Here is a 20596-nt window from a genome sequence, read left to right as displayed (position 1 = left end):
CCCTCAGCACCGCCGCGCTGACCACCGAACTCCGCCACCACCTGCGCGAACGCCTGCCGGAGTACATGGTCCCCGCCGCCATCATGGCCCTCGACACGATCCCGCTGACACCCAACGGCAAGGTGGACCGCAAGGCCCTGCCCGCCCCCGACTTCGGCACGGCGGGCAGCGGACGCGCACCACGCTCACCCCAGGAGGAAATGCTCTGCGCGCTGTTCGCCGACATCCTGGGTCTGCCCCGGGTCGGTATCGACGACAGCTTCTTCGCGCTCGGCGGTCATTCCCTCCTGGCCACCCGCCTGATCAGCCGGATCCGCACGGTACTCGGCGTGGAACTGCCCATCGCCACCCTCTTCGAGGCCCCCACCGTGGCCGCCCTCGCGGGACATCTCTCCGGCTCCGCCACCGCCGGGGCGCGACCGGCGGTGCGGCCGGTGACGCGGCCGGCGGTGTTGCCGTTGTCGTACGCGCAGCAGCGGCTGTGGTTCCTGCACCAGTTGGAGGGGCCGAGCCCCACCTACAACGTGCCGCTCGCGCTGAGGCTTTCCGGTGACCTCGACCGGGACGCCCTGGAGAGCTCACTGGCCGACCTGGTGGCCCGGCACGAAAGCCTGCGCACCGTCTTCCACGAAACCTCAGGCGAACCGCGGCAGGTCGTGCTGGATCCGGACGTCTCCCCCAGCCGCCTGTCGGTGGTCCCGATCCGGCCCGAGGCGTTCGACACGGCGCTCAAGGAGGCGGCACGCCACTGCTTCGACCTGACCGTCGAACCGCCGCTGCGGGTCACCCTCTTCGTGCTGGGACCGAACGATGACGTCCTGTTGTTGCTGCTGCACCACATCGCGGGCGACGGGTGGTCCATGGGGCCGCTGTCACGCGACCTCGCGACCGCCTACCGAGCCCGGTGCCAGGGCACGGCGCCGGCGTGGGAGCCACTGCCGGTCCAGTACGCGGACTACACCCTCTGGCAACGCGACTTCCTCGGCGACACCACCGACCCGGAAAGCGTCTACCGACGCCAGCTGTCCTACTGGCAGCGGGAGCTGGACGGCATTCCGGAGGAAATCACGCTTCCCGTCGACCGGCCACGCCCCAAGCACGCCACCTATCAGGGCGACTCGATCCGGCTGGCCGTTCCCGCGGACCTTCATCGTGAACTGCACGCGCTGGCCCAGGAGACCGGCACCAGCATGTTCATGGTGCTGCAGACCGGACTTGTGGCGCTGCTCAGCTGTCTGGGCGCCGGATCCGACATCCCGATCGGCAGTCCGGTCGCCGGACGCACCGATCAGAACCTCGACCAACTCGTGGGCTTCTTCGTCAACACCCTGGTGCTGCGCACGGACGCCTCCGGAAATCCCACCTTCCACGAGCTGCTCCAGCGGGTACGGAACACCGACCTCGCAGCCTGGTCGCACCAGGACCTGCCCTTCGAACAGCTCGTCGAGGCCCTCAACCCCACCCGCTCGCCGGCCCGGCACCCGCTGTTCCAGACCATGCTGACCCTGGACAACGCACCGGAGCGGGAATTCACCCTGCCGGGTATGCGAGGCCGTCCCGAGCCGGTGCACGCCAGTGCCGCACGCTTCGACCTGTCCATCGGGCTGACCGAACGCAGCGGCCCCCAGGGTGAGCCGGCCGGACTGGACGGATTCATCGAGTTCAGCACCGACCTGTTCGATCGCGGCACCGTCGAGTCCCTGGCGACTCGCCTGATGCACGTACTGCGGTGCATGGCCGGCGATCCCGATCAGACCCTGGCGGACATCGACGTCCTCACACCCGAAGAGCGTGAGCTCCTGCTCGGCACGGTGAACGGCACCACACGCGACGTACCGCGGGGCACCATAGCGGCGGCCTTCCAGGCCGAAGTGGCACGGACTCCTGACGCCACGGCCCTGGTGTGCGGCGAAACGTCCCTGACTTACGCGCAGTTGAACGCACGGGCCAACAGACTGGCACGCGTGCTGGTCGCGCACGGGGTGCTGCCGGAGTCCCGGGTGGCGCTGTTGCTGGAGCGCTCCGCCGACCTCGTGGTGTCCGTACTGGCGGTGTTGAAGGCCGGTGGGGTGTACGTCCCGCTGGACAAGAGGAATCCGGCCGCGCGCATGCGGTTGATCGCCACGCAGACCGCGGCCGGCGTGCTGCTGACCAGCCACGACGCTTCGGTTCCCGACGAGCTGGCCGACCTGCCGGTGGTGCTCGTCGATGACTGTGAAGAGGCGCTCGGCCAGGCGGACCCGTCCGACCTGAACGTGCCGGGCGGCCCCGACAATCTCGCGTACATCATGTTCACCTCCGGGTCGACAGGTACTCCCAAGGGCATCGGCATCACGCACGGGAATGTGCTGAACCTGACCGCCGGCCATCGCTGGGAGGACACCGGGCGCACGGTCCTGGTGCATTCGTCGTACGCCTTCGACGCCTCGACCTTCGAGCTGTGGCTGCCGCTGCTCGGCGGTGGCCGCATCGTCATGGCACCGGCCGGCGACCTCACCACGGACGACTACCGCCGGGCCATCGACCAGCACGGGCTCACCACTCTCTTCGTCACCACCGCACTGTTCAACCTCCTGGTGGAGGAGTCCCCGGACTGTTTCGGCCGCCTGCGGGAGGTGTGGACGGGTGGTGAGGCGGCCTCGTCGACCGCCGTTCAGAAGATGCTGGACGCCTGTCCCGACACCGGTCTGTTCAATCTCTACGGCCCGACCGAGACGACGACCTTCGTCACGCGCCATGCGATGCGCGCACCGTACGAAGTGGCGGGTTCGGTGCCCATCGGACGGCCGATCGAGAACACACGTGTCTACGTGCTGGACGGCGCTCTTCGGCCGGTTCCTCCTGGATCGGTGGGCGAGTTGTACATAGCGGGAGCGGGGCTGGGCCGCGGGTATGTGAACCGTCCGGAGCTGACCGCGGAGCGGTTCGTGGCCGACCCCTTCGGGCCGCCCGGGTCCCGTATGTACCGCTCCGGTGACCTGGCGCGGTGGCGGGCCGACGGACAGCTGGAGTACATGGGCCGCGCCGACACGCAGGTGAAGATGCGCGGCTTCCGGATCGAGCCGGCGGAGATAGAGGCTGCTCTGGCCGGGCACCCAGCGGTCGCGCAGGCGGTGGTGGGGACGCATGAGGTCGAGTCGGGAGAGGTACGGCTTGTGGCCCATGTGGTGCCGGTCGCCGGTGCGTCGTTCGATCCGTCCGAGGTGCGTCACCATCTGCAGCAGCGGCTGCCGGAGTACATGGTTCCCGCCGCCATCATGGCCCTCGGCACGATCCCGCTGACACCCAACGGCAAGGTGGACCGCAAGGCCCTGCCCGCCCCCGACTTCGGCACGGCGGGCAGCGGACGCGCACCACGCTCGCCCCAGGAGGAGATCCTGTGTGAGCTGTTCGCGGACGCTCTGGGCATCGCTCGGGTCGGTACCGACGAGAACTTCTTCGCGCTCGGCGGTCATTCCCTGCTGGCCACCCGCCTGATCAGCCGGATCCGCACGGTACTCGGCGTGGAACTGCCGATCGCGGTGCTGTTCGAGGCGCCGACGGTCGCGGGGGTGGCCGAGTGGCTGCGTACGGCAGATGCGGGGGTGCGCCCGGCGCTCGTGCCGGCGGTGCGGCCGGAGGTGGTGCCGTTGTCGTTCGCGCAGCGACGGCTGTGGTTCCTGCATCGGCTGGAAGGACCGAGCGCGACCTACAACATCCCCCTCGCGCTTCACCTCTCGGGCGCGGTGGATGTCGCCGCGCTGCGGGCGGCGCTGGGAGATCTGGTGGCCCGGCACGAGAGCCTGCGCACCGTCTTCCCGAGAAGGGCACGTGCCGCGCAGCAGGTCATCTTGGAGCCTGACGCCCACTGGGACCTGCTGTCCGTGGTGGACAGCGGCCCGGAGGAGATCGACGGCATGCTGCGGGCCGCGGCCGGCCATGCCTTCGCTCTGGACGCCGAACTGCCGCTGCGTGCCACGCTCTTCGTGGTGGGTCGGGACGAGTACGTGTTGTTGCTGCTGTTGCACCACATCGCGGGCGATGGATGGTCGATGGCACCGTTGTCCCGTGATCTGGCGACGGCCTATGAGGCACGGTGCCAGGGACGGACGCCGGGGTGGGCGCCGCTGCCGGTGCAGTACGCCGACTACACCCTCTGGCAGCGCGACGTCCTCGGCGACTTCACCGACCCGGACAGCCTGTACGCCCGCCAGCTGGCCTACTGGAAGGCCCGCCTGGACGGCATCCCCGAGGAAATCGCGTTGCCGTTCGACCGGCCACGTCCCCAGCATGCGACGTACGAGGGTGACGCGTTGCCGGTGCAGTTGCCGGCGGAGTCGCACCGGCGGCTGCGGGAACTGGCACGGGACACCGGCACCAGCGTGTTCATGGTCCTGCAAGCCGGCCTGGCCGCCCTGCTGACCCGGCTGGGTGCGGGCACCGACATCCCGATCGGCAGCCCCGTCGCCGGACGCACCGACGAAGCCCTCGACGGCCTCGTGGGCTTCTTCGTCAACACCCTGGTACTGCGCACCGACACCTCCGGCGACCCCACCTTCCACGAACTGCTCCAGCGGGTACGCGACACCGACCTCGCCGCCTGGTCACACCAGGACCTGCCCTTCGAACAACTCGTCGAAGCCCTCAACCCCACCCGCTCGCCGGCCCGGCATCCGCTGTTCCAGACCCTGTTGACCCTGGACAACGCACCGGACCGGGAATTCACCCTCGCCGGTGTGCGGGCCAGTACCGAGCCGGTCCAGGTGGGCGTCGCTCACTTCGACCTGTCCGTCGGTTTCACCGAACGGCAGGATCCGCACGGTGAGCCGCAGGGGCTGGACGGCTTCGTCGAGTACAACACGGACCTGTTCGACCCGGGCACGGCGCAGGCCTTGGCCACTGGGCTCGTACAGGTACTGGAAGCGCTGGCGGCCGACCCCGGTCTGCACATCGGCGCGATCGACGTGGAGGGCTTCCCCCGGGAAGCCCTCGCATCCGCAGAATCCGCAGAAAAGGAATGAGGAAGAGTCATGACCAACCCCTTCGAGAACCCCGACGGCTCCTACCTCGTGCTCGTCAACGACGAGGGCCAGCACTCACTGTGGCCCGAGTTCGCGGACGTGCCGGCGGGCTGGACCGTCGCGAAGACCGCGGACACCCGGGAGGCGTGCCTCGCTCACGTCGAGGAGAACTGGACGGACATGCGTCCGGCCAGTCTGATCAAGGCCATGGACACGGTGGACGCCTGAGCCGGCGCAGGACACGACACGGCCGAACACCGCACGAAACCGGTGGCGCCCTCTTCGGAGTGCGCCACCGGTGCACCGTCGCGGACAGCATCGGCGTCCCAACGGGCGTAGCGGGGCAGGCGCTGCTCTCCGAAGCTCAGTCGGAGGCGGCTGTAAGGGGTCCTTTCACTATGAGCGTCCGACCCGGACGGGCATAGTGAAAGGACCCCTGAGGAGGGTTTCGGCGGCAGCGGTGCGGGCGTAGAGGACGGAGCGGCCTGCGCGGTGGGCGCTGACCAGGCCCGCGTTGCGCAGCGCGGTGAGGCACTGGGACACCCCGGCCGGTGAGAGCCCCGTACGGCGGGCCAGTTCGGTGGTGGAGGCCGGGGTGGCCAGTTCGGTCAGCAGCAGGGTTCGCGAGCGGCCGAGGACAGGGGTGAGGACGCGGACGCCGGTGACGGGCCGGGTCTCCCACAGGGTGCCGACGCCCCGGGCCGGATAGGCGAGCTGCGGTGGGTCCGGCGGTCGCATTCGGGTGCGCAGGCCGGGGCCGGTGAACGCTGAAGGGATCAGCAGCAGTCCCGCGCCCGCGGACTTGCGTGGCATGGTGCGTTTCCCGCGGACCAGCGTCAGCGCGTTGTCGTTCCAGCTCACCGAGGAGTGCAGGTCGTTGAGCAGGCGGCCCGCGCCGTGCTCGGCGACCGTGCGGGCCCGGTGGAAGATGTCGGCGTCCAGCACTGCCCGGATCCGTGCCCAGTAGGGGGCCAGTGCCAGCTCCCAGTACCGTTCGATCTCTTGCGTGACCTTGGGCAAGCGGGAGGGCGGGTCGGCGTGCAGGGTACGCAGTCGGGGGCCGAGACGCCCCTGGTGGCGGGCCAGGTGGTCGAGGTCCTGGCGTACCCGGTCGGCGGGTGAGGCCAGGATCGCGTCCCACTCCGCCGCCGGCGCCGGGGCCGGTCCGGCGGGGGCGGGATTGAGGAAGTCGGGCACGTAGCCGGTGGGCGGGATCAGCTCCGCGAGCCATCCCCGGTCCAGCCCGGCGGCCACCACGCGCGGCCGCACCTGCTCGGCCCAGAGCCGGTGGACCGGATGAGGCATGCCGGACAGCAGCAGCCGGAAGCTGGGCGCGACCTCCCACATCGGTGAGACGGAGAACCGCACCTGTGCCAGATCGCTCGCCGAGAACGCCAGCTCTGCCAGGACCACCACTCCTCGATGGATTCAGGTATGTGTGAATCAGTGGCCAGCCAGCCTACCGGGCGAAGATCATCCCGAACATGACCTCACAGACGATCACCGCGGCGGCATCCGGCACCTGGAAGCTCGGCGACCGCACGGTCAACCGGATCGGTTTCGGCACGATGCGCCTGACGCAGCACGGCGAGGCGTTCGCACCCGACGCCGTTCCGCGCGACCGCGACCAGGCGGTCGCTGTACTGCGCCGCGCGGTCGAGTGGGGCGTGAACCACATCGACACCGCCGCGTTCTACTTCTCGTCGCTGCGCTCCGCCAACGAGCTGATCAACCGGGCACTGGCCCCCTACCCCGACGACCTTGTCATCGCGACCAAGGTCGGACCGGGCCGCGACCCCTCAGGGGACTGGCTGCCCCACGCCACCCCCGGGCAACTGCGCGGGCAGGTCGAGGAGAACCTGCGTCAGCTCGGCCGTGACCACCTCGACGTGGTGAACCTGCGCATCGTGGGCACCGATTCCATCGCCGAACGCTTCGGCGCACTCGCCGACCTGCGGGACGCCGGACTCATCCGCCACCTGGGCCTGTCCAACGTCCACCCGCACCACCTCGCCGAGGCCCAGGCCATCGCACCGGTGGTCTGCGTCCAGAACATGTACGGCATCGGCGCCTCGCCTGCGCAGGAGGAACTCCTGCGGATCTGCGGTGTACAGCGCGTCGCGTTCGTGCCGTTCTACTCGATCGCCGGCAGCGGTCGTACGGCCGGTGCGCCTGCCGAGGAAAGCGGCGAGCTGCAAGCCATCGCCCGTGCCCGCGAGGTGAGCACAGCCCAGATCCGGCTGGCCTGGACGCTGCACCGCGGCCCTCACGTCCTCGCCATCCCCGGCACCGGCGACCTCGGCCATCTCGCCCAGAACGTGGCCGCGGGCTCGCTGCGCCTCTCCGGTGACGAACTCACCGTCCTCGACTCCCTCCACCACGAAACTGCGTGAACAAGGCACGGGGGTCCTCCGGTCGGCGGGCCGCCGTGTCGTCGACTGCGGTGGATGGTCGCGGAGAAGATGAAGCGACGGCTCAACCGGCCGGAGGTTCTGCCACGCCGATGAAGTTTCCGCCCATGGACCGGCCGCGGACCGACCACCCCAGTGCTCTGAGGTCGCTCGCGAGTGTCCCGGCATCGTGGAAGACCTTCACGATGCGGTACTGGCTGCCGTCGTCGAGACTGCGCAGCACCGCGGGCACGGGCTCCTTCGGAAGGATTTCCTCGCTCGCCGCGGCGGCGGGACCGTCGTCGATGAAGATCGCCTTGCCGCCGGGCGCAAGCATGGCAGCGACGGTGCTCCAGAAACCGGGCAACCGCGTCTGCCTGGACGAACCGGACGTTGGGGAAGGGAGTACGCGCGCGAGCGATGGCCAACACCTCGGCAGCCGCGTCGACAGCCGTCACCGAACGCGCCCGGGGGGCGAGCAGCGGGGTCCACTGGCCCGTTCCGCAGGCCAGCTCCAGCACATCCCCGCTGACCGGGAGGCCGTCGACCATGGTCAGTAAGCGCTGCAGCTCCTCCAGCTCCGCATACGGACGGTCGTACTCGGCCGCACCTGCGCGGTAGTAGGCGATCTGTTCCGCCGGCAGTGCATCGTCGTCACGGCTCATGCCGGAAGGATCAGGCCTGCCCCTGAGGCAAAGTCAACAATGCCCGGCAGAAAAGCAAAGGCAAGGAGTCACCTACTCCTTGCCACTCTCAACATATAGCGCAGTGGGGGCCTTGCGGCAAGACCCCGGTGGTGCTGAAGAATCTTCGGCCGAAGCCACGACCTGCAGAAATCAGCAGCGGGTCGACATGCAGCTTCTTTCCATGGGGGGTTTGATGATCGACGTGATCGTTGTCGGCGGCGGGCCGACCGGCTTGATGCTGGCCGCCGAGTTGCGGCTGCACGGCGTGGACGTGTGCGTGCTGGAGAAGGCGGCGGAGCCGACCGGGGTTGTCCGCGCGCTCGGTCTGCACGTGCGCAGCATCGAGGTGATGGACCAGCGGGGTCTGCTGGAGCGGTTCCTCGCGCTCGGCCGGAAGTACGAAGTCGGTGGTTTCTTCGCCGGCATCAGCAAAGGATGGCCCGACCGGCTGGACACCGCGCATTCGTACGTCCTCGGCATCCGGCAGCCCACCACCGACCGTCTGCTGGCCGAGCATGCCACCGAGCTCGGTGCCGAGATCCGCCGCGGCTGCGAACTGGTCGGGCTGAGCCAGGACGAGCACGGGGTGACCGCCGAGCTGGCCGACGGCACGCAGCTGCGCGCGCGCTACCTCGTCGGCTGCGACGGCGGCCGCAGCACGGTGCGCAAGCTGCTCGGCGTCGGCTTCCCCGGCGAGCCCAGCAGGGTCGATACGCTGCTGGGCGAGATGCAGGTCGCCGTGGAGCCGGAGACACTGGCCGCCGTGGTGGCCGAAGTCCGCAAGACCCAACTGCGGTTCGGTGCCGCGCCCTTCGGGGACGGGGTGTACCGCGTCGTCGTGCCCGCCGAGGGCGTGGCCGAGGACCGCGCGGTCCCGCCGACCCTTGAGGAGTTCAAGCGGCAGCTGCGGGTGTTCGCCGGCACCGACTTCGGTGTGCACTCACCGCGCTGGCTCTCCCGCTTCGGCGACGCTACCCGGCAGGCCGAGCGTTACCGGGTCGGCCGGGTGCTGCTGGCCGGCGACGCGGCGCACATCCACCCGCCGACCGGCGGTCAGGGGCTCAACCTGGGCATCCAGGACGCGTTCAACCTGGGCTGGAAACTGGCCGCCGAGGTGGCCGGCTGGGCACCGGAAGGGCTGCTGGACAGCTACCACACCGAACGGCACCCGGTGGCCGCCGCCGTGCTGGACAACACCCGCGCGCAGATGCAGCTGATGTCCACCGAGCCGGGCCCCCAGGCGGTCCGCCGGCTGCTGTCGGAGCTGATGGACTTCGATGAGGTGAACCGGTACCTGATCGAGAAGATCACCGCCATCGACGTCCGCTACGACTTCGGTGAGGGCCACGAACTGCTCGGCCGGCGGATGCGGGACGTGGGGCTCAAGCGTGGCCGGCTCTACGCGCTGATGCACGGCGGCCGCGGGCTGCTGCTCGACCAGACCGGCCGGCTCTCGGTGGCGGGCTGGGCGGACCGGGTCGACCACGTCGTCGACGTCAGCGAGGAGCTGAACGTGCCCGCGGTACTGCTGCGGCCGGACGGTCACGTGGCGTGGGTCGGTGACGATCAGCAGGAACTGCTCAGCCGACTGCCCAAGTGGTTCGGCGCCGCCGTCGGCTGAGCCCGGGGCGCCGGTCCCGGGTGTTTCCCGGCGACGCGGGTGGCGGCGACTGCCGACGGCGATGCTGCCGGTGGTGCCGTTCGGGGCTGCTGCCACGGACGCGGCGTTGCAGGCGCTCCCGCGCCGGCGGCGCGAGGCCGATCAGCGGGCGTGGCGGGAGGTCTACCAGGGCCTGGACCCGGCGGCATACCCCGCGCTGACCGCCGTACGTCCTGAGCTGCCCGGGATGGCGGACAGCTCTTTCGAGGAGGCGGTAAACCTGCTGCTGGAGGCGCTGGCGGCCCGCGCCCCGGCCCACCGGGGTAAGTGAACCCCTCGGAAAGCCGCATAAAACCTTAAGATGGAATAAATTTCCCATGGGTGATCGAGGGCAACGTGTCGGCCAATGGTGTGCCACCGAGCTCGTACCCTTTCGGCGCCGGGGGCGGCGCCGAAGCGACCGAGCGCGACGACGCACTGGTCGGTGCCGTCGTGCATGCCGTGGAGGTGACCGGAGCGCATGCGGGCAGCGTGTTCCTGCTCTCCGGCGATCACCGCTCGCTGCTGCTGGCCGCGGCGTGCGGGACACCGCCCTCCCTGCTCGGCGGGTGGCGTCGGATCCCGGTGAACAGCCATGTCCCGGTGGCGGAGGCCCACCGCTCCGGGCGCATGGTCCACCTGGCCGGTGCCGAGGAGACGATGCGGCGCTTCCCCCAGCTCTCGGTCGCCATGCCCTATCCGTTCGGCTCCGCCTCCGTCCCCGTGAGAGCGGGCGAGCAGGCCTTCGGAGCGATGGCCGTGCTGTGGGCGCCCAGGCCTGGTGGAGCAGGCCTGTCCAGGGCGCAGCGCCGGCAACTGTGCTCCGCGGCCGACCGGCTGGGCACCGCACTCGCCAGGCTGAGCACCCGGCGGGAACTCGGCGAGTACGACGAACGGTCGGCTCCGCTGGTCGTCTCCGTGCCGTCCGCGCCGGTGATCCGGGTGGGCCTGTTCGACTGGAACCTCGCGACCGGGGCCCTCACGGCCGACGACGAGCTGTGCGCGATCTTCGGGATGCCGCCCCGCGAGTTCGACGGACGGGCGACCACTCTGGCGGCCAGGATCGAGCCCGCGGATCTGCCCGGCTTCCGGTCCGCCGCCCGTGCCGCGGTCGAGGAAGGCCATGTGCTCGCGCACTGCCTGCGCCTCCGGATCGGTGGTGGGGGCCACCACACCGTCGAGCTCTGGGGCCGGGTGCCCGCCGACCCGGGCGGTGCGCGGGCGTCCCATCTGGTCGGGGCCGTACTCGACTCCGGGAGCGGCATGGCCGCCGTGGCGGCGATCGAGCGGCTCACGGACGGCTTCTTCGCGCTGTCCCCGGAGGGTCGCGTCGTCTACGCCAACCACAGCCTGGAGAGCTTGCTGCACATCCACCAGGAGGAACTGCTCGGTCAGCGCCCCTGGGACGTCCTGGACTGGCTGGCCGATCCGGTGTACGAGGACCGCTACCGGGCCGCCATGGTCTCCCAGCAACCGGTGTCCTTCCTGGTCCGCCGGCCGCCCGGCGAGTGGCTGGTCTTCTCCCTCCATCCCGGCGCTCAGGGCATGACGGGATGGGCGGCGCCCGTACGGCAGCCGGTGCCGGCCGGCACCGGACCCGGAACGCCCGTCGCCGAGGAGGGCCCACCGCTGTCCCTGTCGCCACCGCCCGCAGCCCCGCGACTGGGTGCCCTCTACCGCGTGCTGCAGATGGGCAGCGCCCTCACCGGGGCGGTGACCGCGCAGGAAGTGTGCGATGTCGTCGCCGATCAGCTGCTGCCCGCCTTCGGTGGCCAGAAGGTGGCGATCGCCGTGGTGGAGGAGCGGCGCCTGCACCTGCTCGCGCAGCGCGGCTACTCGAAACGCTTTCTCGCCCGGTTCGACGGCACCCCGCTGCATGCCCGGCTGCCCGTGACGGACGCGCTGACCTCCGGTGCACCGCTGTTCGTCGAGTCCCGGGAGGAGCTCCTGGAGACCTATCCCGGGACACTGGTCGGCCACGCCAAGTCCTGGGCGTTCCTGCCGTTGATCGCCTCGAACCGCCCGGTCGGCGCCTGCACGCTCGGCTTCGACGACGTCCACCGGTTCCCCGACGAGGAGCGGGGAGTCCTCACCGCACTCGGCGGCCTCATCGCCCAGGCCCTCGAACGCGCCCGGCTCTACGACGCCGAGTCCGCCCTCGCCCGTGGCCTGCAGAACGCGCTGCTGCCGCACCGGCTGCCCACGCTGCCGGGCCTGAGCGTCACCGGGCGCTATCTGCCGGGCACCCGGGGGATGGACATCGGCGGTGACTGGTACGACGTCATCCCCACCGGCGAGGAGATCGGGCTGATCGTCGGGGACGTCGAGGGACACAACGTCGCCGCCGCTGCCGCCATGGGTCAGCTGCGCAGCGCGGTACGGGCCTTCGTCACCGCCGGCCGGCACCCGTGCGACGTCGTCGCCGGCACCAACCGGCTGCATCTGGACCTGGACCCCGCTCTCCTCGCCACGTGCTGCTACGCCCGCCTCCATCCTCGCTCGGGGGTGGTGCGCATCGTCCGCGCGGGACACTGTCCGCCCCTGCTGCGCCTGCCCGGCGGGCGTACCGACATCCTGGACGTGCCGGCCGGCCCCCCGCTGGGCGTCGAGGCGATGCCCGACTACCGGGAGTCGGAGCTGCGCCTCCGGCCCGGTTCGATCCTGGCCCTGTACACGGACGGGCTGGTCGAGAGGCGTGACTCGGACATCGGTTCCGGCATCGACCGGCTCCGGTCCTCGCTGGCCCGCCTGGGCGGAGGCCGCCTGGAGGACCTGGCCGACGGGCTGCTGCGGGAGGCCTGCCAGTCCCTGGACAGGGCGGACGACATCGCACTTCTGCTCGCCCAGTACGTCCCGTCGTCGTCCACGCGCTGACACCCGCGGGCCGTGCGCGGGCGACGCACCGGTGCGGTCACCTGCCCCAGATCTTCCGGTACGCCTCCCGGTAGCCGGAGGGGTCCCAGGTCGTGGCCCCGCCGCTGTTGTCGGCCGTGGTGATGTGGACGGGGGCCACATACCCGCTGTCGGGGCGGCCGGAGAAGGCGCGGTTGAACTCGTCGACGATCTGCCAGCCCTGCAGGGACAGCGGTTCGGGCACGGTGGCCGCCTGGTACTGCTCGCTGTTGATGCGCTGGAAGGCGGAGGGGTCGCCGTCGCCTGCGCCGATGTTGAAGGGCGGGCCGGAGCCTTTCCGGCCGGCCGCGCGGAAGGCGGCGGCGGCGTCGGCGAAGTACAGGTCGTTGATGGCGACGGAATGGGTCCACCGGTCCCGGAAGCGGGAAAGGAGGGAGGCGATCTCCCGCGGGGTGCGGCTGCTCGCGTCCGGGATCGGGATGTTCACGTACGCCAGCCGCGTCACGCCCGAGCAGGTGGCCAGCTCCTTCCTGATCAGCTCGGACTTGTTCCTGGCGAAGGGGATCGAGGCGTCGGTGAGGATCACGACCCCGGCGCGGCCGTTGGAGTGCGCGATGATCCACTGGGCGCTGATCGCGGCCACGTCCTCGACCCGGGTGGTGACGTTGGTGAACAGCTCGGGCCGCCGGCTGGGGCCGGGAGAGGCGACCGCGTGCCAGCCGATGAGCGGGATGCCGGCCGCGTCGGCCCGGGCGACCTGCCGTGCGGTCGAGTTGGGGTCGAAGCCGCCGATGACGATGCCCGACGGCCTGAGGGTCACGGCCTCGCTCATCGCGGCCTGGATGCCGGCCGGGGTGCCGCCGCCGTCGATCACCCGGACGTTCCAGCCGATGACCCGCGCGGCGTCCCGCACGGCGTCGGCGACACCGGCGACTCCGGGATTGGTCATGGTCTGAGCGACGTAGACGATGGTCCTGCCGGACACGGCCCTGGGGCCGCTGGTCGGTCCGTTCCAGGGGACGTCGGTCCGCTCCGCCTGTCGTACGGCGGCCTGCGCCCTGGTGAGGGCCGCAGGGCAGCCGCTCGGCCCCGTGGTGGTGTCTTCCGGGCCGCTCGACGAGCCGCGTTCGCACCCGGCCAGGGCGGTTGCCGCCACCAGCAGGGCGGTCGCGGCGGACCGGGCCGCGAGGGCGCCGGGGATGGCCTTGCGTTTGCGGTGCACGGGGGCTCCTTGCGGAGGGAGGGGCGGGAGGAACGGTGGTGATGTCCGCGGCGTGGGTCATGGCGCGCTGTCCGCCGTGCCGCCGTCCTCGGTCGGGGAGGACGGCGGCACGGCGGGTGCGTCGCGGGCCGCCATGGCGCCGGTGCGCAGCCGGCGGCGGGCGGAGTACCCGGCGAGGCCGACGGCGAGGAGCAGGGTGCCGCCGTAGAACAGCGGGACCGTCCAGAAGTCGGCGCCCATCTGGCCGATGCCGGTGAGGCCGACGGCGAGGACGGCGACGGCGACGACGGTGCCCAGGGCGTTGGGGCGGCCGGGTCTGATCGCGGTGGAGCCGAGGAGGGCGCCGACGAAGGCGGGCAGCAGGTAGTCGAGGCCGACGCTCGGATTGCCGATCTGCTGCTGGGCCGCGAGCAGCACCCCGGCGAAGCCGACGATCAGCCCCGATGCGGCGAACGCGTAGACGGTGTACGTGCGGGTGGGAATGCCGACGAGGTCGGCGGCGCGGGGGTTCGAGCCGATGACGTACAGGTACCGGCCGAGCGGCAGCCGCTCCAGCACCAGCCAGAGGACGACCGCGAGGGCGGCCACGTAGAAGGCGGGGACCGGCAGGCCGAGGAACGTGGAGTCGTAGAGGTCGGTGAAGGCGGCCGGGAGGCCCTGCGGGCCTGGGACGATCCTGCCGCCGTCGGTGACCCAGCCGGTCACGGCGTACATCATGCTGCCGGTGCCGAGCGTGGCGATGAAGGAGTCGATCCGGCCGAACTCGACGATGACGCCGTTGAGTACGCCCACGACCAGGCCCGAGGCCATCACCGTGAGGCAGGCGAGCGGCCACGGCCACCCGCCGTGGACGACGAGCTGCATCACCATGACGTGCGCCAGGCCGAGGCCGTAGCCGATGGAGAGGTCGAAAGCGCCGGTCACGATGGGGATCATGGCGGCGAGCGCGAGGACGGCCGGGATCGACTGGTTGGACAGGATCGAGTCGACGGTGTCCAGGGTGGGAAAGGTGCGCGGCAGGGCGAGGGAGAAGATCAGGAAGAGCAGGCCGGTGAGGGCCAGGAGGCCGTAGGCGCCGATGAGGTGCCCGCCCCGGCCGTGCAGTCGCCCCGGGCGGTGCGGACCCGGCCGGGACGAGGAGGGGGACGGCGTGCCGGTCATGCGTCCGCGGCGGTTTCGCCGGGGGGAAGGGCCGAAGCCGCCCGGGTGAGCCCGGCGACGGTGAGAGCCGGACCGCTCAGCTCGGCCGTCACCGACCCGCGGACGAAGACCAGGGCGCGCCGGCACACGCCCGCGACCTCCTCGAAGTCGGTGGAGATGAGCAGTACCGCGAGGCCCGCGGCCAGCGCCTCGTCGAGCAGGTGGTAGACCGCGGCCTTGGCGCCGACGTCCACGCTCGCGGTCGGCTCCTCAAGGACCAGCAGACGCAGACCGAGCCGCAGCCACCGGCCGAGCATGACCTTCTGCTGGTTCCCGCCGGACAGGGTGGCGACGGGGACCTCGCTGTCCACCGGGCGCACCGCGAACCGTTCCATCAGGGCGACGGCCTCGGTGCGTTCGCGTCGGGGGCTGATCCAGCGCGGTGCCGCCGCGCCTCCCGCGCGGGGGTTGGCCAGGAGGTTCTCCCGTACGGTCAGCTCGGCGAGGCAGCCCTCCCGCTGTCGGTCGCCGGGCACGAACGCGACACCGAGGCCGACGGCGTCGGCGACCGTGCGGGGACGGTACGGGCGGCCGTCGAGCAGCGCCCGCCCGCCGAGGAGGGGCTGGGCGCCCGCGAGCGCTCGGCCGAGATCCGCGTGTCCCGCGCCCGAGAGGCCGACCAGGCCGACGATGTCCCCTGGCCGGAGTTCCAGGCCGACCGGTCCCGTGCCGGAGGCCCGTGCACCGTCGAGGGTCAGGAGGGCCGGGCCGCCGGCCGGGGCCGTGGCGGGGCGGTGGCCGGTCGGTTCCTCCCCGGTGATGTCGTGCACCAGTCGGGCGGGGCTGTGGCCCGCGAGCCGGCCGTGGCTGACGAGGTGACCGTCGCGCAGGACGGCGAAGGTGTCGGCGACCTCGTACACCTCGTCCAGGCGGTGGCTGACGTAGAGGATGCCGTGCCCCCGGTCGCGGAGGGTGTGCAGGACGCGGAAGAGCCGGGCGCAGTCCGCTGCGGGGAGGCGGGCGGTCGGCTCGTCCAGGACGATGAACCTCGCCCGTGCCGCCAGGGCCCGGGCGATGGCGACCAGCGAACGCTCGGCGGGAGCGAGCCGGGCGATCGGCACGTCGGGGTCGAGGTGGCCGGCGACGGTCCGCAGGGCCTCGGTGCAGCGCTCGCGGGTCCGCCGCCAGGAGATCAACCCGGCACGGCGTGGATATCCGGTGCTCAGGGCGATGTTCTCGGCGACCGACATCCACTCGACCAGACCGAGGTCCTGGTGGATGAAGGACATGCTGCGGGAGGCGGCGTGGCTCCCGAGCGGGTGCCCTTCCACGGTGACCCGCCCGGCGTCGGCGTGGTGGACGCCGGCGAGCACCTTGATGAGGGTGGACTTCCCGGCACCGTTGGGGCCGAGGAGGGCGAGGACACTGCCGGCGTGGACGTCGAGGTCGACTCCGGCCAGGGCGAGGGTTCCGCCGAACCGCTTGGCGAGCCCGCGGATACGGACCAGAGGTTCCTGCTCAGAGGTGCCGGGAGCGTCGTGCACGGACATCTCCGGGGGTCGGCCTGGCGAGTTCTTCCCGACGTTCACAGCGGATATTACCGAACGCATCACAATATTTTGGACATCTACCTCATGTGCGCTCTCACATGGCGTCGAGCCCGCACTCGGCCCAGATGACCCTGCCCTCGGAGGTGTAACGCGTGCCCCAGCTCTGCGCCAGCTGAGCGACGAGGAACAGGCCGCGGCCGCCCTCGTCGGTGCTGGCCGCACGGCGCAGGTGAGGGGCGGTGTTGCTGGTGTCGGAGACCTCGCAGATGAGGGTGCGGTCGTGCAGGAGGCGTACCCGGATGGGCCCGGCGCCGTGGCGGATGGCGTTGGTGACCAGCTCGCTGAGCATCAGTTCCGCGGCGAACGCGGCCTCGTCGAGACCCCAGTCGGCCAGCCGTTCGGTGGCGGAGGCACGGATCTCGCTGACGAGGGCCGGGTCGGCGGGCAGGTCCCAGGTGGCGATCCGGTCGGGGTCCAGGGCGTGGGTGCGGGCCACGAGAAGGGCGATGTCGTCGCACGGGTGGGCGGGCGCCACGGCGTCCAGGACCGCCTGGCAGGTCTCCTCGGGTGTGCGCTCCGGGTGGGCCAGGGTCTCGCGCAGTTGTTCGAGGACCACGTCGACGTCGCGGTGCCGGTCCTCGATGAGCCCGTCGGTGTAGAGCACCAGCTGGCTGCCCTCGGGCAGGGGAACCTCGGCGGTCTCGAAGGGCAGGCCCCCGAGGCCGAGAGGGGGCCCGGCGGGCAGGTCGGGGAACGACACGGTGCCGTCGGGACGCACCAACGCCGGCGGGGCGTGGCCGGCGCGGGCCATCGTGCACTGCTGTGTGGTCGGGTCGTAGATGGCGTACAGGCAGGTCGCGCCGATGATGTCGGTGCCGTCGGCGGCGGGGCCCTCCCGGTCGAGGCGGCCCACCAGGTTGTCGAGGTGGATGAGGACTTCGTCCGGAGGGAAGTCGAGTTCGGCGAAGCTGCGTGCGGCGGTGCGCAGCCGGCCCATCGTGGCGGCGGAGAGCATGCCGTGGCCGACGACGTCGCCGACGAAGAGGCCGATGCGGGTGCCGGACAGGGGGATGACGTCGTACCAGTCCCCGCCGACGTCGGATTCGGCGGGCAGGTAGCGGTGAGCGACCTCGACGGCGTCCTGGTCGGGCAGGCCGTGCGGCAGGAGGTTGTGCTGCAGGGCCAGCACCATGGCGCGTTCGCGGGTGTAGCGCCGGGCGTTGTCGATGGACAGGGCGGCGCGGGTGGCGAGTTCCCGGGCCAGTGAGAGGTCGTCGTCGCCGAAGGGGTCCGGATCCCGCGCGCGGTACAGGGAGGCGACGCCCAGCACGACGCCGCGGGCGACCAGGGGCACCGCGATGAGGGAGTGGACGTGGCCCAGCAGCCGTTCGGAGTGCTCCGCGTCCTGCGCGAGCCAGCCCGCGGCGGCCTTCAGGTCCGGTTCCAGCACTGCCTGCCCGCTGGTCAGACACCGCAGCTGGGGAGCGGTCGGGCCGTGGTCGACCTGCTTGCCGACCGGACTGAAGGGGCAGTCGTCGCGGATGCCGTGGACCACCGTACGACGCAGGTCACCACGGGGATCGGCGGGCTGCTCGCCGCGCAGTACGGCATCGGGCAGATCGATGGTGACGAAGTCGGCCAGTCGCGGTACCGCCGTCTCGGCGAGCTCCTGGGCGGTGCGGCGTACGTCCAGGGTGGTGCCGATACGGGCGCTGGCCTCGGAGAGCAGCTCCAGGCGGCGTCGCGCGGCCAGGGCGTACGTCCCCACGTGCGGCTCCCCCACCAGCACGAGACCTCTGGCGACGACCTGGGAACCGGGCCGGCCCTCCGTCGTGTCACCGGTGCCGGCGGCCGGGGCATCCTCACCGCCCGCGGCGGCCCGACCCGGTGCGGCGGCGGGGTGAGGGCCGGGCGCGGACGCGTCCGTGGACGGCGCGACCGCAGGCGCCGGGGGCGCATCGGCGCGCCCGCCAGGCCCGACGGCAGGCTCGGCAGGCGCAACGGCAGGCCCTGCGGCGGGCGAGGGGAGCGCAACGGCAGGCCCGGCGGGCCCCACGGCAAGCCCGGAGGGAACGCCCAGTGGCTGGTCGACCCGGCGCGGCACGACGAGGGGCTTGCGCGGCGAGGTGCCGGGGAGGACGGCCTCGATCGCGATCCCTTCCACTCCCGAGGCACTCGTCGTCGGGTGACTCACGAGCGTGACCCGCCGGCCGTCGAGCAGGGCCACTTCGACGGCGGCCCGCTGTGCGTGGGCGATCAGCTCGGCGGCCTTCTCCATGAGGATCGCCCGGTCAACGGGACCCAGTTCCAGGGCCACTTCGTCCACTCCGACTCCGTCGTGAACGCCGTCGCCGGCTGGGGCCCCGAGGTCCCGGTACGCCTGCAGCAGGGCCCGCTCACGCGCGGAACTCTGCGCCAGCAGCCGCCGCTCGATGGCCTCCGCCGCCTTGCGTATCACGGTGTCCAGCCACGGCCTCTCGGCGCTGCGGGGATAGCCGAAGCACAGAACGCCCTCGATGCGGCCGCTGAGGGGGTCGCGGACGGGAAGTGCCCGGCAGGCACTGCCCTGGGAGCGCTCGGCGAAGTGCTCGGCACCGTAGACCCGGATCAGTCGCCGCTCCGCCAGGGCGAGGCCGATGCCGTTGGTGCCGGCGAACTGCTCGGCGAACACGAATCCGGGGACCCTCTGGATCGCCGGGAGCCTTCTGGCCAGCGACGCCGTTCCGAAACGGCGCAGCAGCACCGTTCCGCTCGCGTCGGCGACGGAGATGTTCATCTCGCTGCCGGCGAACCTGGACTGCAGCCGGTCGAGCACGGGAAGGGCCGCCCGGACGATCCGGCCGTCCGGGTCGAAGTCCGCACGGAACGGAAGGTCGGACTGGTCCGGCGAGAGCCCCAGGGACCGACAGCGCTGCCAGGACTGCAGGATCGACGTCCGCACGCCCGCCTCGACCGGCTCACCCTGCATGAACCGCTCACGGAAACGGGCGGGTCCCATGCCGCCTGTCGCACGCCCCGTCGGCATCGGCTCCTCGTCGGACCGAACCACGCTTCGCCTCACTCGCGCGTCGAATAATCCGCTGTTCGACATATCCGGTATTTACGAGGATACGAGCATCAGGGACGCGAGTCACGGTTCGCCCGCCGACCGCACCGGCGGAAACCCGTCCCAGTACCCCTTTCACGCCAGGGCATGCACGATCCGCGCCTTCTGCATCCCCTGGTTCCCAAGTTGGCCCCGAGCTTTGTTCCGTGCCCGAAACGTGGGTTAGCCTGCGTCGTATTTCTCATCGCGCAGATCCGTGAACTGCGGAAATGCACGCACGGCAGCCGGGCCGCCGATTCGGTCCGGGGGGAGTTCCGAGTTCTCGGCTCGCGGGGACTCTTGGGGAGCGGAACGAGGGTGCGCATGACCAGCGACAGCGCCGGAGTCGTCGATGCGGTGCCGGGCGATCAGGAGTTGCGGCGGCTGCTGGCGGGCCTGACGGCGGTACGGGACGGGGACTTCGGTACCCGGTTGCCGGACGACGCCGAGGGCCTCATGGGTGACATCGCCAAGGTCTTCAACGGCATGGTGGACCAGCTGTCCGTGTTCACCTCCGAAGTCACCCGGGTCGCCCGCGAGGTCGGCACCGAGGGGACACTCGGCGGGCAGGCGGAGGTGCCGGGTGTCTCGGGCACCTGGGCCGACCTGACGGACTCGGTCAACGCCATGGCGGGCAACCTGACCACCCAGGTCCGCGACATCGCCCAGGTCGCCACGGCGGTGGCCAAGGGCGACCTCTCCCAGAAGATCGACGTGCCCGCCCGGGGCGAGATCCTGCAGCTGAAGGAGACCGTCAACACGATGGTCGACCAGCTCTCCGCGTTCGCCGACGAGGTCACCCGCGTCGCCCGCGAGGTCGGCAGTGAGGGGCGCCTCGGCGGACAGGCCCAGGTGCCGGGAGTGGCCGGTGTCTGGCGGGACCTGACCGACTCCGTGAACCACATGGCGGGCAACCTGACGAGCCAGGTCCGTTCCATCGCCCAGGTGACCACGGCTGTGGCGCAGGGCGACCTCTCCCAGAAGATCACCGTCGACGCACGCGGCGAGATCCTCGAACTGAAGAGCACCAT

13 protein-coding genes and 1 pseudogene are annotated in these 20596 nt (G+C 71.3%); 7 read left to right on the top strand and 7 right to left on the bottom strand.

The annotated features are described in order from the left end of the window. Together NW895_RS40475 and NW895_RS40470 are read left to right on the top strand one after the other, a co-directional pair. Positions 1-5000 (top strand): non-ribosomal peptide synthetase (locus tag NW895_RS40475; RefSeq protein ID WP_289942208.1); only part of this gene is annotated, 5000 nt, incomplete at its 5' end. A gap of 9 nt (positions 5001-5009) precedes the next feature. Further along, positions 5010-5228 carry an MbtH family protein gene (locus NW895_RS40470; protein ID WP_289942207.1) on the top strand — a complete coding sequence of 73 codons (219 nt, stop codon included), beginning with the start codon at positions 5010-5012 and terminating at the stop codon, positions 5226-5228. 168 nt (positions 5229-5396) lie between these two features. On the opposite strand, the gene NW895_RS40465 is transcribed toward NW895_RS40470, so the two are convergent. Continuing rightward, on the bottom strand, positions 5397-6413 hold the full coding sequence (locus NW895_RS40465; protein WP_289942206.1) for a DUF5937 family protein: 1017 nt from the start codon (positions 6411-6413) through the stop codon (positions 5397-5399). Positions 6414-6484: 71 nt separating this feature from the next. Here NW895_RS40465 and NW895_RS40460 point away from each other — a divergent pair, with 71 nt between their 5' ends. After that, a complete protein-coding gene (locus tag NW895_RS40460) occupies positions 6485-7393 on the top strand; it encodes an aldo/keto reductase (protein ID WP_289942205.1) in 909 nt (302 codons plus the stop codon). Between the two features lie 82 nt (positions 7394-7475). Here NW895_RS40460 and NW895_RS41400 read toward each other — a convergent pair whose 3' ends face one another. After that, entirely contained in the window at positions 7476-7727 is a 252-nt protein-coding gene (locus NW895_RS41400; RefSeq protein ID WP_354670163.1) for a hypothetical protein, read from the bottom strand. Between the two features lie 85 nt (positions 7728-7812). Next, a pseudogene (locus tag NW895_RS41395) lies at positions 7813-7941 on the bottom strand (class I SAM-dependent methyltransferase); the annotation flags it as partial. A 328-nt stretch (positions 7942-8269) separates the two neighbouring features. Between NW895_RS41395 and rox the strand changes: the two are divergent. The 3 genes from rox to NW895_RS40440 all read left to right on the top strand — a co-directional run bounded on the left by rox (position 8270) and on the right by NW895_RS40440 (position 12589). Next, positions 8270-9697, top strand: a complete 1428-nt coding sequence (gene rox, locus NW895_RS40450) for a rifampin monooxygenase (protein WP_289942204.1) — start codon at positions 8270-8272, stop codon at positions 9695-9697. A gap of 73 nt (positions 9698-9770) precedes the next feature. Beyond that, positions 9771-10007: a hypothetical protein gene (locus NW895_RS40445; protein ID WP_289942203.1), complete on the top strand. Its 237-nt coding sequence runs from the start codon at positions 9771-9773 to the stop codon at positions 10005-10007. Positions 10008-10057: 50 nt separating this feature from the next. Beyond that, positions 10058-12589 carry a SpoIIE family protein phosphatase gene (locus NW895_RS40440; protein WP_289942202.1) on the top strand — a complete coding sequence of 844 codons (2532 nt, stop codon included), beginning with the start codon at positions 10058-10060 and terminating at the stop codon, positions 12587-12589. A 37-nt stretch (positions 12590-12626) separates the two neighbouring features. On the opposite strand, the gene NW895_RS40435 is transcribed toward NW895_RS40440, so the two are convergent. From NW895_RS40435 to NW895_RS40420, 4 genes are all read right to left on the bottom strand, one after another. Further along, positions 12627-13790 (bottom strand): substrate-binding domain-containing protein, encoded by a 1164-nt coding sequence (locus NW895_RS40435; protein ID WP_289942200.1) that lies wholly within the window; start codon positions 13788-13790, stop codon positions 12627-12629. 57 nt (positions 13791-13847) lie between these two features. Continuing rightward, positions 13848-14951, bottom strand: a complete 1104-nt coding sequence (locus NW895_RS40430; RefSeq protein WP_289942199.1) for an ABC transporter permease — start codon at positions 14949-14951, stop codon at positions 13848-13850. Beyond that, positions 14948-16480: a sugar ABC transporter ATP-binding protein gene (locus NW895_RS40425; protein WP_289942198.1), complete on the bottom strand. Its 1533-nt coding sequence runs from the start codon at positions 16478-16480 to the stop codon at positions 14948-14950. The genes NW895_RS40430 and NW895_RS40425 overlap by 4 nt, the downstream gene beginning before the upstream one ends. Before the next feature lie 94 nt (positions 16481-16574). Beyond that, complete coding sequence (locus tag NW895_RS40420) at positions 16575-19529, bottom strand: SpoIIE family protein phosphatase (protein WP_289942197.1); 2955 nt, start codon at positions 19527-19529, stop codon at positions 16575-16577. 360 nt (positions 19530-19889) lie between these two features. On the opposite strand from NW895_RS40420, the gene NW895_RS40415 reads away from it, so the two are divergent. Beyond that, positions 19890-20596 (top strand): HAMP domain-containing protein (locus tag NW895_RS40415; protein ID WP_289942196.1); only part of this gene is annotated, 707 nt, incomplete at its 3' end.

The sequence above is a fragment of the Streptomyces sp. S.PNR 29 genome, assembly GCF_030386795.1.
GTDB lineage: Bacteria > Actinomycetota > Actinomycetes > Streptomycetales > Streptomycetaceae > Streptomyces.
This window is presented reverse-complemented; position numbering and strand designations above follow the sequence as displayed.